The 15,979-nt window shown below is 34.1% G+C and carries 13 protein-coding genes; 2 read left to right on the forward strand and 11 right to left on the reverse strand.

The features are described from left to right. Window positions 1-148: 148 nt before the first annotated feature. The gene (locus C8C83_RS25795; RefSeq protein WP_132011963.1) at window positions 149-796 is read left to right on the forward strand and encodes a carboxypeptidase-like regulatory domain-containing protein; all 648 of its coding nucleotides are present in this window, start codon (window positions 149-151) and stop codon (window positions 794-796) included. An 82-nt stretch (window positions 797-878) separates the two neighbouring features. Here C8C83_RS25795 and C8C83_RS25800 read toward each other — a convergent pair whose 3' ends face one another. The 4 genes from C8C83_RS25800 to C8C83_RS25815 all read right to left on the reverse strand — a co-directional run bounded on the left by C8C83_RS25800 (window position 879) and on the right by C8C83_RS25815 (window position 5,783). Beyond that, the gene (locus C8C83_RS25800; RefSeq protein WP_132011964.1) at window positions 879-1,451 is read right to left on the reverse strand and encodes a DUF6252 family protein; all 573 of its coding nucleotides are present in this window, start codon (window positions 1,449-1,451) and stop codon (window positions 879-881) included. Window positions 1,452-2,376: 925 nt separating this feature from the next. After that, a complete protein-coding gene (locus C8C83_RS25805; RefSeq protein WP_121325570.1) occupies window positions 2,377-3,981 on the reverse strand; it encodes a GIY-YIG nuclease family protein in 1,605 nt (534 codons plus the stop codon). A gap of 172 nt (window positions 3,982-4,153) precedes the next feature. After that, a complete protein-coding gene (locus tag C8C83_RS25810; RefSeq protein ID WP_121325572.1) occupies window positions 4,154-4,846 on the reverse strand; it encodes a hypothetical protein in 693 nt (230 codons plus the stop codon). Between the two features lie 205 nt (window positions 4,847-5,051). After that, a complete protein-coding gene (locus C8C83_RS25815) occupies window positions 5,052-5,783 on the reverse strand; it encodes a hypothetical protein (protein ID WP_199735273.1) in 732 nt (243 codons plus the stop codon). A 458-nt stretch (window positions 5,784-6,241) separates the two neighbouring features. On the opposite strand from C8C83_RS25815, the gene C8C83_RS25820 reads away from it, so the two are divergent. Continuing rightward, the gene (locus C8C83_RS25820) at window positions 6,242-10,165 is read left to right on the forward strand and encodes a hypothetical protein (protein ID WP_121325575.1); all 3,924 of its coding nucleotides are present in this window, start codon (window positions 6,242-6,244) and stop codon (window positions 10,163-10,165) included. A 75-nt stretch (window positions 10,166-10,240) separates the two neighbouring features. Here the strand turns inward: C8C83_RS25820 and C8C83_RS25825 are convergent, their stop codons facing one another. From C8C83_RS25825 to traJ, 7 genes are read right to left on the reverse strand one after another with little or no spacing between them, the layout of a single operon-like run. Beyond that, window positions 10,241-10,534: a hypothetical protein gene (locus tag C8C83_RS25825; protein WP_121325577.1), complete on the reverse strand. Its 294-nt coding sequence runs from the start codon at window positions 10,532-10,534 to the stop codon at window positions 10,241-10,243. 5 nt (window positions 10,535-10,539) lie between these two features. Further along, window positions 10,540-11,679: a hypothetical protein gene (locus C8C83_RS25830; protein ID WP_121325579.1), complete on the reverse strand. Its 1,140-nt coding sequence runs from the start codon at window positions 11,677-11,679 to the stop codon at window positions 10,540-10,542. 32 nt (window positions 11,680-11,711) lie between these two features. Next, the gene (gene traN, locus C8C83_RS25835; protein WP_121325581.1) at window positions 11,712-12,551 is read right to left on the reverse strand and encodes a conjugative transposon protein TraN; all 840 of its coding nucleotides are present in this window, start codon (window positions 12,549-12,551) and stop codon (window positions 11,712-11,714) included. A 16-nt stretch (window positions 12,552-12,567) separates the two neighbouring features. Beyond that, window positions 12,568-13,857 (reverse strand): conjugative transposon protein TraM, encoded by a 1,290-nt coding sequence (gene traM / locus C8C83_RS25840; protein WP_121325583.1) that lies wholly within the window; start codon window positions 13,855-13,857, stop codon window positions 12,568-12,570. Window positions 13,858-13,860: 3 nt separating this feature from the next. Continuing rightward, window positions 13,861-14,127 carry a hypothetical protein gene (locus C8C83_RS25845; RefSeq protein ID WP_121325585.1) on the reverse strand — a complete coding sequence of 89 codons (267 nt, stop codon included), beginning with the start codon at window positions 14,125-14,127 and terminating at the stop codon, window positions 13,861-13,863. 6 nt (window positions 14,128-14,133) lie between these two features. After that, on the reverse strand, window positions 14,134-14,742 hold the full coding sequence (traK, locus tag C8C83_RS25850) for a conjugative transposon protein TraK (protein ID WP_233565954.1): 609 nt from the start codon (window positions 14,740-14,742) through the stop codon (window positions 14,134-14,136). 25 nt (window positions 14,743-14,767) lie between these two features. Next, window positions 14,768-15,976 carry a conjugative transposon protein TraJ gene (gene traJ, locus C8C83_RS25855; RefSeq protein ID WP_121325588.1) on the reverse strand — a complete coding sequence of 403 codons (1,209 nt, stop codon included), beginning with the start codon at window positions 15,974-15,976 and terminating at the stop codon, window positions 14,768-14,770. Window positions 15,977-15,979 lie beyond the last annotated feature (3 nt).

The following is a 15,979-nucleotide window of genomic DNA, read 5'->3' on the forward strand; positions in this document are numbered from 1 at the left end:
TTTTCAATAGTAATATTACGAAAAAGAATCTGAATGAGAAATGACATTTATCATTTTGGCAGGAATCTATTGTCGCGTAATTTAAAATAATCATTACTTTTATAAACAGTAATTTGTTTTAGAATACATTTATACAGCATAAAATAAAATGACGAACAAAATAAAAATCTCAATTCCAGAACCTTGCCACGAAAACTGGTATGAAATGTCTCCAACAGAAAAAGGGAAATTTTGCAGTAGCTGTCAAAAAAATGTAATTGATTTTACAAAATCTTCGGATAGGCAAATTATTGTGGCTTATAAAAAAGAGGAAAACCTCTGTGGTAGATTTAGAATATCGCAATTAGATCGTGAAATGATTATTCCTAAAGAAAAAAAATCAATTTGGATACTTGCAGCGGCTTCACTCATTGCATTTCTTGGTTTAGGAAATCAAACCGCAAAAGCCCAAGGTAAAATAAAAATAGAGCAAACAGATCAAAAGCAACTTAGCGATTCGGTAAACGTTAAATCTAACGGTAAAATCAAATATTCAGGGGTTGTATATGATGAAAAGAACAATCCTTTACCTGGTGCATTTGTCTCAATTAAAAACACAAAAAACGGAGTTTCAACCGACATAGATGGAAAATTTTCAATAGAAGCTAATAAACAAGATGTATTAAGAGTTTTATTTGTAGGTTATAAAGAGGTCGACATTACTTTGAAAAAAAATCCAAATATAACCATCAAAATGAAAATTGACGAAGTAGAATTACAAGGTTTCTCAATTATAAAAAGACCAGAAGACGAATAGATTGAATTCTAGTAATTATAAAACATAAAAAAAACCGGACTATTGCTAATCCGGCTTGTCTTTATTACGTTTTTTGTAATTATTATGGAGTTTTAATTACTGTATAAGATAAATTGGTAAATACTCCATTTGTAACTTCAACTACTGTTGGAGTTGGATTTGTTGTAACTTTTATTTTAGCTCCTTCATCCTGACTTTTTTCATTTCTAAAACTAAACGTTCCCGATACTGTTTTTTTCGAAGCATCCATAGAAGTAATTGTAATTTTTCCTGATACAGGAAAATGCTCTGTCAAAGAATTTCCATTTGCATATAAATAAGTATTTAGAAACAAAGCATTACTAACTTGATTATCTGTTGGATCTTCAAAAAAGTTATATTGTTTCAATGGCATTGCGTCATTGTTTGTTAATTCGCTTTCACAAGCCAATGCCAGCAAAATTGAATCATCCTGAACATTAATATCAAAACGCTGACCAGAACCTGGAACTTTTATCAAAGTAACCATATTAATTTTTGTTGGCTTCCATTCTTTACCGTTAATGGTAGCCGAAAACGAACTTTCCGGATCTTTGTTATCATTGTTATCATCACTGCTGCAAGCGGTGAAAACTACAGACAATACAAGTAATGCAATAGGCAGAATTTTTTTCATAAATTGGTTTTAGGTATTAATTGTTTTAGGTTAGTTTTTAACAAATTAAACAATAAAAAACCTAGTATATTTGAGGAAAACCACATTTACGCAAAATAAATTTTTAAATATTTTCTTAAATAAATTCATAAAAACCATTTAATAAAATACTGTATTTCTATAACTTCTTTTTTTCAACAACTTAGCTATAGTCCATAAAAAAACCGAGTCATTTCTGACTCGGTTTTTTTTTATTCAATTGTAGAGACGCAACGCAGTGCGTCTTTACAGAGTAAATTATTTTACTTCTTCAAAAATAACAAACTATATAAATCAATACCGTACAAGTCAATGGTACAAATAGGGTACAAAATAAATCTCATCTATTATTAAATAAAAATTTAAACGTATACCAATAAAGTGAAGAAGATGACGTCTAATACATAGATGCAAATCGGCAAGTCTTTAAGATATAACGGCTACCTCTAAACAATAAAATGCCTAAATTTACATTACGTCCATTAATAATGCGCTAAAGAAAATAGAAATTAATAAAAAGTACCTGTCATGATTACGAGCAGATACTGATCTGGAGTTACCTCCAAAATTGCCACAAAAATTAAGTCGTTTTTAAGATCTTAGCCGTTCTAAGTTTTGTGGGAGAATCGAGGCATATCGGTATTTGGACTTGATACCACTTCTACCACAAATAATTAAGGCGAATTTTAAAGATTTTTCACAGAGATAAGTTTTGTGGTAACATCGTGGCACAATGAATTCTAAAACAAGAAAAATTCAGTAAAATCAGTTACTAGGATGCTTAGCTTCGAGTATATTAAACATCCAAATGTCTTAAATATTACTCGTTGTTCAACCGATGCCAAAAGTTGGTTTATTTCAATTGTTGTTAAATCGATACCAGAAATTGCATTATTTCTGTATACGATTAATTTTTGTTTATTTCTTTAATAATCCTGTCACAAGTGTCAATTATCTTTCTCAAATCACACTTAAAAAATTCTCTTCTATCGCTTAATCTATAAAACTTAAGTTCCTCATGAATTTTCTTTTCCGCCTCTACACAATCTTTTGTATAATAACTATTTACGACAAAAAATTTATCAACAGAGCTGGTATTGGAAAGTTCCCTGCTTCTAGTTTCAATGTTTCGTTTAGTTAATCCAATTTTAAAAATATTCTGTTCATGAGTTGGTTGTCTCATAACGTATACATATCCTGCATTTTCATTTTCATATATTTCCACCTCTTCAATTTTTGTAATTCCTTTGGGTGCAGTGTAATATACATCATTTCTTTCTACCCAAGTTTTTCCAATAATTTTGCGTCCATTTTTATCAAATCCTTCCTCATTGATTCCAATTCTTTTCCAGAAACCAGATTTTTCGATATTGAAACTGTCATCATCTAATTCAGTTTTTTTAAGAACTAATTGATTATCGGACTCTAAATAATAAAATGGTTTTGCATAAATTTTAAAATTGCCAGGAACAGTATTATACTTTCTTTTTGAAAGGACACCACCAAGTATTGACTTTAATCCAGTTTCGTATGTAGTATCAATAATTCTTTCTTCATTCTCGAAAACATAATACGGTAAAGCCATACAATATTTGGCAAAGTCAAAAACAGCATTGTAATTGCTTAATTTTTTTTCATTATTTTCGATAAATTCTTTCTTTTCCTGTTCAGAAGTTTCGGCTCTTAAGAATATAGCATTGTAATCATCGGTATACACCACAAAACTTAAATTTTCATCTCTTGCGACGTGTCTTATGTCGATCGATTTTTTCTCTATGTCAAATAATAGTGACACTGAGTGCGCCCATAAATCTTCATTATCATCAAAAAAAACAACTTTTGGAATTTCGTCGTTTTCTTCTATAGTAAGTCCAAGTGATTTCTTATAAGGGCTTATGGAATCTTCAACAGTCTTTCTTGTTATCTCATTAAAATACTCAGACGCTTTTTCTTTGTCATAAGATTCTCCAGCTTGTAATAATATTGACACTTCATTTCCTTGTCTCACTAATGACAATCCCCCAACGTGAAATTTTGTACTTTGATTATTAGAAAAATTAATTTCATCAAAACCTGTTGCAAAGGTAAAATGAAAGATGACTTTTTCTGGTATGTTTTCATAAAAATCAATTTCTTCCAAATTGAAGTGTGCCCCAGTTACAAAGTTGAGAAAGTCGATTAAAGACACACCATAAGATTCTTCTTGATCAACTAATTGTATAATAGAATTATGATGATTGTAGATAAAAAATGGTTCAAGCGCATTAAAAGATGTTGGAAAAGAATTTGGCCCGATTTTAAGATATCTGTGAGCATATTCCATAAGATAATATCTTAATGTTTTCTCGTTTAATCTATCTAGTCCATTATGAAGTTGAACTGCCACAATTTGTCTACCAGTATCAAACTGTTGCTTTAATTTTTTCCAATATTGTGGGTTTTCCTTTTCTAATCTTTCTGCATCAAAAGATGATTCTTCGCTGATTTTGGAAAATATCTTTTTAACTCTCATTGTTATCGTTAAATATTTAATATGATTGTTTTAGTTTTTATTGCACTCAACGATTACCGGCGTCATGAAGTTCCAAAAAACATTACATTAGGACTTAAGCCAATTATACAAAAAGACCTTTTCATAATTCGACCATTACCCCAAATTCTTAAACCTGCTGTTACCTTTCGTTTTATACCAAAATTAAAATTTCGCTACGATCTTTTATCTTTCTTTTCTTTTTCAACGCTTCCACTATATAATCAGATAATAGAGTTCGTTCAATTTTGTCATTTTCCGATAAATAATCAACAAATGAGCTCTCAAAAAATTCATTATCCTCACCATAATCCAAATCATCATATTCATTTTCGAATATTACTGCTTCCCATGGTGTTTCTAAAATGATATCACGGAAATTATCGGGAACTCCCCAAATTAGGGATTCGTCTTCTAAATCTATCTCAAACTTTCGATTGTTTTTTGAGTCATATCGAACCGCAATTGCACTATTTTTTCTTAAAATCTTCTTCCACAAATTATAAGATCCCGGTAAAGTGTTGATGCAATCAGAAACTAAATTTCCTTTATGGAGATTAAAACACAAGTTATAAAGTGTTTCTCCATAGCCTTTTTGCGCAATTACTGAAAATGATTTAGAAATTTGATAATATTTAATACCATGTAATGCGATCTCTACTAATCGCATGATTGCCAGATCTGTTTCATTTGCATCAGTTAGCAAATAAAGATGCACTCCATTACCTTCAAAATGAAATAACTTAAAATCATTTTCTCCTAAAGCAATTTCCTCGAAATCATAATATAGCCTAATGTCTGGGTGATAGTATTCGGAAGCATCTATGTATGAAACTAAATTTGGCATTGATGAAAATTAAAATAACAACTAATTTGATTTTTTTTACCGATTAAATTCGACACATCATACCTGAATTGGGTAGTCATGTATTGAAAAGGAAAGCCTTACTTTATCTTCAAATATATAATATTAAGCTAATAAAGTATTCGATTTGAATTATGGTCGTAGTCTATTAAAGTTAAAACCAGAATATTTTGTTGAAAAGCGATGACTACAGCTTTTTTGTCATTCTCAACACGGCATGCAGCGTGGCCAAATAATGGTAAAACATATAGCTGTACCATATTGCCTTATCGTAATCGGTCTGCTGTTTTTCATTATGGTGCCGGATACCAAAGTTGTTCGCGATATTAAAAAGATCATTTTCGTCTTTCCTATTCAGACATTTTTTAATCTCAGGCCTTAAAAATTCTAATACGTCGGCAAGTTCCCTTACTGCTTCTTTTCTGTCATCCAAAGTTGCCTTGTGACGTCTAAATTTTAGAATTGCTGAATCAATCCTATCAGAGACATTTTCCTTATCAAGTGTCGGAATATTAGCATCAAATAGATTTGAAAGGCCGCTATCCGATAAAATCAATATCTCGCCCTGCTCAGAAATCTCGAATCCATTTTGATAGTCCTGCAAAATAGGATTCATTGACTCTCTAAATTTTTTTTGTCCCTCCAGATCATTAAATTCATTATAGTGGGTACCGCAATTGCCATAACTATGGTAATGCCCGTCTATCCCTTTTGAGCAATGGTCGTGCAAAAACTCAATCATATCAAAGAGATCATCCTCCGTATAATCCACAAGATTGGCATAAACAGGATAAAGTCCCCTCCTCCTTAGATTCATAAAGATGTATTCAGCAATATAATTACCCAATTCTCCTTCGCGATAGCCGTCTATACAGTCGATGCCAAAATACTTTTGAAAGTAGCCTCCTTCATCAAGCATCTTATAAGAAATCAGAAACAATTCCTTTAGCTCCTCGAAATTAATTTTCGAATCCTTTCCCAAAGTTCCTTTGCGGGAAGAATAGTATCTCCTTTTAATCATTGTTTTCAAATTTTGTATAAGCCAAAGATAATCATATAACTACGCATTGATTTTGCGCAGATTTTTTTTCTTATTATTTTATCATTTTTTCCTTTACGGAAAACCGTAATTGGAATTTATTTATATTATCTAAATTGCCCTCCATCTTTTAGCAATAAATCTTATTTTCTGTAAATGATATTTATCTTGAAGCTTCATTGCTTATAAATATATATAACATCGATCCACTAAAATGCCAGTATAAATACCTGTTTTTTAAAATATCTTTTGTAAGTATTTTTATTTAGTTAGTTTTATGATCAACTTCAATTTAATATCTAGTTTTTAGATAATCCATCAAATTTTAATTAATCGATATGCAGCCTCAAAACAAAAAAATAAAAACATTAGATATCATAGAGGATTTAAATACTCTCTTAAAAAAAAGAAGTGGTGGAGCGGTTAACTTTAGGGGAATTCATTACCAGGTCCTGTATTCCTGCCATTTAATTCTTGAAAAACTAAATAAACCGGCAGGTAGTGAAAATATAAGACTTGAAGGAATTGAAGATATAGACTCAATACAAACTTCCTTGACTACCAGCTCAAGTGAGTTTATACAATTAAAATCATCTGATAATAAATTAAACGCAGGTGATTTTTGGAACTGGAATATTCTTCAGAACTTCCTGCACGTTTATTTAGCAGATAATTCAAGTACTTTCAGACTAGTGTATAATTTCCAAGTATCGGACGGCGCTTTGAAGCATCTCTTTGAAAAAAAGCTGGCATCGAATTCACTGGAACATTGGAAAACAAAAATAACTAGTTACTACAAACCTACTTTTGATACTGAAGATTTTTTAAGCAGGATATCATATGAAAGAATATCATTTGATGATATTACAAACAGCATTGCACAGCTATTAATTAAATATTGGGACGTCAACATCGGTACAGAAAGACAATTTATAAATGCATTGGTCAATAATGTTTTACAATGGTCTAAGGAACGTGCAACAATAAACTATCAAAGTGTTCGTGGTGTATTTGAAGAAGTCAGAGACTCCTATTCCAAGGCTGTCAAAAATGAAGCTGTCAAAAACAACTGGATAGAGCAGGTAAATTATTCAAATGAATCTCCTTCGGGCCTTTTAAATTATTATGATGGTAAAGCTGCCAAGCCTTATCATATTTCAAACGGGCTCCCAGCGAGAAGAAAATTATGGGAAAAAGAAATAATTAATGCCGTCAAAACTAATGATGTGGTACTTATCAGGTCTTCAAGCGGGCAGGGAAAATCTACCCTTGCATGGCAGACGGGATATACGTTAAGAGAAAAACGAAATATTTACCAACTTCATCTGGCAAATAGTTGGGAACAGGCTAATTCAATAATGGAATTCCTTCATTCCCGTGTTCTTATAGGTGAATTCCCAGTTGTGATTATCGATGGCCTAGATGCATCGGTAGACCACTGGCAGAAACTAGTACAACGTACATCAATACTTCCTATTCAATATATTATCACTACTAGACACGAAGACTGGATAAGATATGGAGGTGATATATCCACTATCAGCCTCCAACCAATAGACATCAGCATTGGAAAAGAAGAAGCACAGGAAATCTTTATTCAATTTAAACAAAAAGGAAAGCTGCATAAGGAAATTAAAGAATGGCAGCCTGTCTGGGAACAAGTTTTAGAAAAAGGCCTGCTGATTGAATACACTTACCTGCTGACGCGCGGTGAGATGATAAGAGAACGACTTTCCACACAAATTAAAAAATTAAAAGATGACCGAAGTCCTGCCGCTAAAGCTGAAATTCTTAGAATCGTATCCGCAGCAGATTGTCTCCAACTAAAAATAGAAACTAAAAATCTTGTCAGCTACATTGAAAAATCTGTAACATTTGCTAATCAGGATCGCGGAGAAGTTCTGCAAGAACTTCAAAACGAGTATTTTCTTAATTTCGACAGTAAAAATATTGAAGGACTGCATCCCATTCGTTCTTCTCATATTCTAGAACTGCTGCATAATACACTGGCTCTTTCGGATACGTTAATTAATCTATATCAATTATTACAGGATTCTGATAAGCAGAATTTCTTTCAGAATGCAGCGCTGTTACTCAAAAAGGAAGAATCTTTTGAATTCTACAATAGTATTTCAGAAATCCTCAGTCAAGGTACATATATGGATATGGTATATGCTCTTAATGGTGTTTCTCATACTGAACCCCAAAAATACTGGCTCGAGAATCAGCTCCAGTTTGATAAAGCATTCAAAATTGGAGCATTGGATCTATTTGTAATGCATACTATTCCAGGCAAGCAAATCAATACTTATGATGAACTCATAAAAGTCATGCCTAGCCAGTTTACTCAAAACATGACCCGACAACGAGATCTTCTAAAAAATCTATCAAAATATGATTTTAAGGAAGGTGATATAGATTTTTTGGCAACAGCATTACTGAAGAAAATCAATAGCTCTAATTGCTTCAAACCTTCGTATCTCGGGCTGGGTCATTTAGCAAAATGGTTTTTAAAGCTTGATCTCAAACTAACCATTCCCTTTGATTCAACTTTCTTATCCGAAAACTTAAAAAATCTTTCAATCGAAGAAGCGGTAGGACTTTTTCAATATGCCTTCATATCAGATCCCCGAATATATGAAAATTATGTATTAGAGAACAAACAAGACATTGTAAACTTTCTTAGAAAAAACACAGAGTCGTTATTAATCGAAGAAAATGGCCATCATATTGATATACATTATATTTGGGATGGTGAATCTTCAAAAACAACGGTTAATCAAAGTATGAATAGGATTGAATACGTTTATAATTTTCTTCCTTATTATCTAAAATATAATACTCATCCCATAATACTCCCTTTTCCTACAGAGGAAATAATTAGTGTAACCAGAAGTGATGCCACAAAAAGCATCAGTCCAGAGTATATTCCCGATTCCTCCGAAGCTTCATATACTAACATCTGGATTGAAACTATCAGCAGAAATTATTATGAGAAATCAGCTTTTGAATGGCAGAAAAAAATTCTGCAGATACGAACTGCAGCTATGGAATGGTGCAAAAGTGTACTGCGCATTATAGATTCTTCTTTTGAAGGAAATGTGTCAAAAAGAAACAAGGAAACGCAAATCTATGTGGTAGCCAGCGAGAAACTAAGTGCGTCAATGACGCCCATCAGGCCCTATCCGAAATATGCCAATACAATGCCTGATAAAGAAGAATTAAAAAAAGCAGAAAAATCCGTTAATTCTTGGTTTGGTGCAATTAGGAGTTCAAATTCGCAATTTGTTAACTTATTTAATCCCAAAGGAGAAAATGACCAATACGTTGCTTCAAACAATTTCAAGTCTATTTTTCTGAAGCTTAAAGAAATGCAGACTGCTTTTCATGATATTGAAAACATTACTGCCGTTCACTTTGATTCTTTATCAGTAGATAAAGACGAAAACATTGTATATGAGCGAATTTACAAAAGTATAAACTACTTAATGAACCATTTTCCATTCAGTAGTCAGATTCCTGTCAAAGTAGGACGTCTGGCAATTGAAAACTGGTATACTGAATTCATTGCTAGTGAAATGTCAGAGCTTAAAATAATTTTGGAGGATGCTGCACTAGAATTAGGATATGATTTCATAGTACCGAAGAGAATTAACAGAATGGAAGGTGCCTCCACAGTTGTAATTGGAATTAAGGATTTTGATTTGGCAAAAGAAAATAACATCCTTCTACTCGCTTATTCACTTCGCGCTTTAGCCAATTATCCAGCTTATTTTTTCACAATATTATCAATCCAGAACAACATAGCAGTAAGCGGATTTAGATTCAAAAAAGAACTTTTTGATATTTTAAATAATTTTGATGATACGAAATTTGATGAGTTAAATTTAAATCTCCCTTTACCTATAATGCCGGATCATGAGCATGCTGATTTGTTAAATGTCGAAATAAGGCAACAACATACTGAGTCTACGGCAGATCTCAAATACAGAATTTTACTAGATCTATGGAAGTTATCACAGACAAGATCAAAATTAAGCAGTAATGAAATGTTTGAGAATGAATGGCTTAAAGAACTGGAATACAAATATAATCAAGCAATCGAAAAAAATATTAAATTAATTCCTGAAAGCTCGATTAACCAAATATTCATTGAGTGGTACTATAAAAACTGTGAATCAAAAAAGCAGTGGTCTGATCAGGATATCATTTCTAAAATCATTGAAACTGCACAGGAAGAAATAAAACAATCCGCAAATTAAAGCACACAAAAACGCAGAAAAACATTCTGGATATTATTAGTATAAAGTACGGCTTAATTACCTGATTTTTTAAATTCAATCTTCAAAATCATTAAAATATATTTTGCTTGCTTGAGTTTTTTTAAATGATCGGACATAAATGATGTATCCGTAGTCATTAAGATCCTGAACACATTTAATATAGGTATATGTAGAAGAAATTTTAGCAATCGATATTATATCGCGGCTAAATACATCTACTGGATTTATAAAGCCCTTTTCTATTCTAAGCTGTAACAATGCCGCATAAATGGCGATATGCGTCGTACTGATTCTAAAATCTTTTTCGATTGCAGCAAAAAAATCAGATAAGGGCTTTAAATTCTCCATTTGTATTAGATTGAATGAGATTTGCTTTTCCTGTTATTATTTTTTTTTTCAGTTCCGGAAGAATCGGCATCAAGATCAGTACTTTTTCTCTGCTCTTTCGAAGCAGACTGGTTTTCTAATATCGATTTTTTTTCCTCTTTACTTTCCCTATGATTAATTCTCTCCATGTTTTCATCATAGACTTTTACCGTTTTAAACTGCGGATTTGCCTCAATATACATCTTACTCTCGACACCTCCTACCACAAATGTGACTGACTGAAGATTTCCTTTTTTAAGGGAATTCAATAAATCATCCTTAAATTTGGGATTTTCAAGCTCCTTAATGGAGTGTTTTGCCAGGCTGGCTTCCAGGTCATAACCATAATTTTGATGATAATGATTAAGTTTGAAATTGCCCGCCTCATCTGTTTGTTTAAAGTCAATTTTTATCCACGAATTATACAGCTCACCGTCTTTGTTCTTCAGGTCTTTATTGACAGAACGTCCTTCCATTAAATTGTAGGCTTCTTTTAGTGTAATATTACCGCCCGTGCTGTTAATGTAAAAAGTCTGATCTAATGATTCTTTTGAATTTTCTTTTTGAAGACTTACATGGTAGGAATTAAAAAAATACATATCGGTCTGATCTGATTTTTTAAAATTCAATACAGCATTCATAGAATCTGCGCCGTATACACCTTCTCTACTAATCTTAAATTCTTTCTCGCCCTGCATCATCTTTTCTTTCAGGTCTATATCGAATGTCTCTCCAAAACCAGTATATTTTAACTGGTCTTTCAGGTATTCTAAATTTTTCTGATTCATAATGTTTGAATTTAAATTATTATCTAACAGTTCATTTTTTTCCCTTCTATTTGCAAATCCTGTAATTTCAATTGCCTCCTTAAATGAAGTATCAATACCACTACTTAATAGCGCCTCAAGGTCCTTTATTAGAGAATTTGTAGGCAAGTTTTCAAAATATCCAGCATCATTGGTCATAACACAACAATACTCTTGAGCGTCCAATATATTTCTAAAAAACTCAATTGTGTTGCTGTTATTTACAACTTCTATATCAAAAGCTACATAATGATATCCGAGAGAAGCCATCTCCTGAGTAAAACTCAGCATCATCTCACTGTCACTTAAATCGATTGTCATAACATTTATCTTTAAGATTCATTGCTTTATTCCTATAATGAAGATATTTTCTTTGTCAGGTTATTGTTAATATCCACCTCAAGCTGTCTGCCCCCATTCTTTTCAATTAGCTGGATTGTCAGATATTTTTTTTCGGGTATTGTAAATTTTGGAAGTGCATACACAAAAGTCACTTCAGATCTGTCGGCGATAACTTTCCCGCCATTGGTTGTGTAAAGGGGCACAAGTTCAATTTCCTGTGACGCTGTTCGTTTTGACTTTTTCTGATCGCGGATAAAAAAACGCAGCTGATCAATCTCGTAATTGATTTTTGAAGTATTCTCCACTGCAATCCTGAAATACAGAACATCCTGATTAACAAAAATGCCGTCCACTGCAACCTTCATTTCAGATTTGGCTTGCTGCAGTCCCTTTGTCTTTTTCTTTTTAGACAACACTAGAGACGCTAACTGCTCTATCTTCTTCTGATTTTCATTTTCCAGTGAAAATACTATATCCTCATTTACCACAGACAGATTATCAGCGTTTACATTTAAATCAGGACAATCTTCGTTGTAATTTAAGACAAATACAAAAAGCCTGCTGTCTGCCGTGACTATAGTGACATTCGTCTGAATGAAATCAACTTTGCCGGCTTTAAGAAGAAGTATATTTTCAACGCCTTTTGCTTTCTGAATTATAATATCTGAACTTCCTTTATCCATACTTTTAATTGCGTAGGGAAAAACAAGACTTGTTGTTTTTGAATAGCCAATATTCAGATTTACAAGATTATCGGCATTATAATTCGTCTTTCTATTATTCAGCTGCGCAAAGCAAGTTATGGAAACAAGGACCAAGCAGATCAAATAAATCAAGTTATATTTTTTCATCTTTAAATTCTTTTAGTTACTTCAAATTCTTTTGTTTCTCATCATAAAGCAGTACCTGATAACCCGACTTTAGCACAACTTTAATGAGCTTGACCTTTTTGCTCAGCAGACTTTTTGCTGCCTCAACTCCCATACCGGCAGCCTGTGCGCCCCACGAATCTGAAACGCCCGTAAGGCCCAGAGTCTGTATCGACCGATCGGCAGAGGCTTTTGCGACATCCCTGTTTATAGCGCCCGGAATATAAATCCCACTAATCCCGTCCAGATCATATACTGTCAGTTCAACTGGAAAAATTGAGTTTCTAAACTGGATATTATCCACCTTAACCTCGAGCCGCTCCCCTTTCAGCGATGCCATTCCATACAGGAATGTATTCTTAGGGATTACAGTCCCCTGCAGGTTAATATCACTGCTTAGTCTCAGTTTTACAATTGATCCGTTCACAATGATCTGCATCTCATGTATTACAGCCTGAACAGCATTCGGCGGGCTGTCAAATTCTGCGCTCTCATCTGCGGAATAGAATGAATTACTTTTTGAATTATCTAACAAGCTTGTGGTATTCTGTAATGATGTGGAAATATCAATTTCTTTTTTAGGATCAACAGTAAATACTTTCCCTTTTTTACTTTCAGCGGACTGTTTTAATTTTTCCTGTACACGCTGCGGATGCTGGATATCCAGTATATTCTCAAGCATTCCGCCAAGCTGCTGCAGTTCGGGATCAGGTTCCTCTGCAGCTCCCATGGATGCCATCATCCGCTCGAGATTTTTTATCTCCTGTGAACTTTCTTTTGATCTGCCATAGGATTCAAATTCGCTCATGTCCTGTCCATAACTATCGGCAGTAACAGGCTGGCTGATTATCTTTTGAAGTGCTTTTATCTTTTCGTATATTTTCTTTTCATTTCCCTGCTCTAGTGGAGTTGAATTGAATCCTTTAATGCCTTTTGAAAACAGGTGCTTCTCAAAATCTTCTGCCGTAAATTCATCATCGAGTCCCTTTGAAATTGTACTCGTTGAATAATTAGGATCCTTTTTAATCTGTTCCAAAAGCTTTAATGAGTCGGTGGCAGCCTGATCATAATAACTCAATTTATCAAGGGCAGAATCTTCTTTAAATTTTGGCATGGGCAGCTTAAAATTAAACCCTTTTTTATGCTCGCTGGAAGATATCGCCGCTTCCATTCTGCCGCCTCCCAAAACGTAAAATAATAATGTTATAAATGGAAGTGTTATTAAAGGCAGAACCAAAAGCATTTTTCTTTTTTTTACTTCTTTTATCGATAGTGTTTTTGTTTCCATAATTCATTTCTTTTTTTGATTAATTGGCAAAACTGTAGAGACTTCAATTCTATTTTTAGCAGAAAAACTCTCTGCAAAAACAATCCTACAGATATTATAAATGAGATAACCGGCACTTAAAACCACAAATGCAAAAAGAAGCGCAATCTGCTTTTTCTTTGATAAACCAGCGGTCAGACTACTCATTTTAATGGACCACAATTTTTGCAGTTTCAGGTAGTAAGCCGAATAGATATAATCCTCATCCCGTTTTTTAAATAATTGCTTCATGATTACCTATTTCCTGTTCTCTACTCCAATATCACTATTCTCTATGGTTTCCCAGCGTTCAATAAGAAAACCATGCGGATTGTTGTCGCTTCTTGAGACGTTGCGAAGGCATCCTCTGGTAATGAGGTTTCTTTTCGAAATACTCGTAGTCCTGATTATATTCTGTTTGGCATAACAGCTGAACGTGTATGGATATTCTTTGATATCGATGGCTACGCTGTCAATCTGAATGGTCTGGCTGATGTTGCCCGAAATTATTCCTGAGTAAAAGCCATTTTCTTTCAGGTCATCATAGATCCGCTTTGCACTGTCATCGGCCAGATAAAGTGCCTTTGTAATATTTGTTTTAATCACTTTATCATCCGGATCAAGGGTAAAGAAAAGCTTGTGAAATGTTCGTACGTGGTCTCTTGCTTCTACCGGGACATTATCCCTGCGGTCAGAAGCATACGCTTCAAGCGCCTTACCGTTCGCCAGTATGTATACCTTATCGCGTGTCAGGGACACAGATTCAAAACTTTTATAAACAGTATAGCAGCAAATCATTACACATCCGACAATAACAAGCATTGTAAAGCCTCTTACATATCTGAATGCCGAATCAATATTTTTCATTTTAGTAAACATAGTAAGGATTTTTTTAGGTATGCTTTGAGTTCCCGCTGAGTTTGTCGCCCATATAATTTCCCTTTTCCGCAAAGTATGGACCGCTGCCTGCTGAAGAAGCCATGCTTCTAGTCATTCTTGTATCTGCGTCGCCCATTGCATCGAGAACCATTCCGGCACCCTGAGTCGTTCTGGAAACTATCGAATTTGCAGAGCTGCCAAATAAACTGGTAACTTTCTGTCCCAAAGCACCACCTCCCGCGGCATGTACAATATAGTTTGCTACCGAGGGAACGGTGAAGTAGCCAATAATACCGATAATCATAAATATTAAATAAGCAATGTCTGTCCTGCTGAAAAATGTATCTCCGGTTGACTGCACCTGCGAGAGATCAAGCTTCAGCATTAATTCCTGAATTTTCCCGATAATACTTCCAAAAATATTGGCTACAGGGAGCCAGAGATAAATATTGATATACCTGGCCAGCCATACAGTCAGAGTGTGCTGAAAACCATCAAAAACGGCTATTCCAAATACAAGAGGGCCGAGAATTGACAATACAACCAATTGAAATGTTCTTAACGTATCAATACATAGCGCAGCCGACTCAAAGAGCACTATGAGCACTTCGCTCATCCATTCCTTTACCGAATTCCTAAAGTTATAGGAGGCCTTTTCCATCGCAAATTTGACATCGTTGCCAATTCCAGCCAGCATGCTTTCATCCGACGGATCTTCATCATGCGTATATTTATACCATCTGTCCCTGTCACCCGATCCTGTTACGCCAACATACATTTTCCAGGGATCGGTTTCTTTAATCGCTTTTTCCTTCTCCTTTAAAAGCACAGCAACCGCGTTATTAGATCCTGATACCATTGCTGCCGTCGCAGTTACAGTGGGTTTCATAACCCCATTGATAAGGGACAGGACAGACGGGAAAATCATAATGCAGAATCCTATTACAAAAGGCCTGAAAAGAGGATAAAAGTCAATTGGTTCGGCATTTGCAATATGGCGCCACACACGCGAGGCGATAAACCAGATCGCTGCAAAGCCTGCTATCCCCTGCCCTACAGCTATTAAGTTACTGCATAAAGGCATCATCTCGTCGTAAAGCTGTTCTAATACCGAATGAAGACTCTGTATGTCGTCTCCTAGTCCCTGAGCCTGTATAGTAGATTGAAAAAGCAGCGACCCAATTATCAAAAACAATTTTTCAAATTTTTTCAATAAAATCATACC

The organism is Flavobacterium sp. 90, assembly GCF_004339525.1.
In the GTDB taxonomy this organism is placed as follows: Bacteria; Bacteroidota; Bacteroidia; order Flavobacteriales; family Flavobacteriaceae; genus Flavobacterium.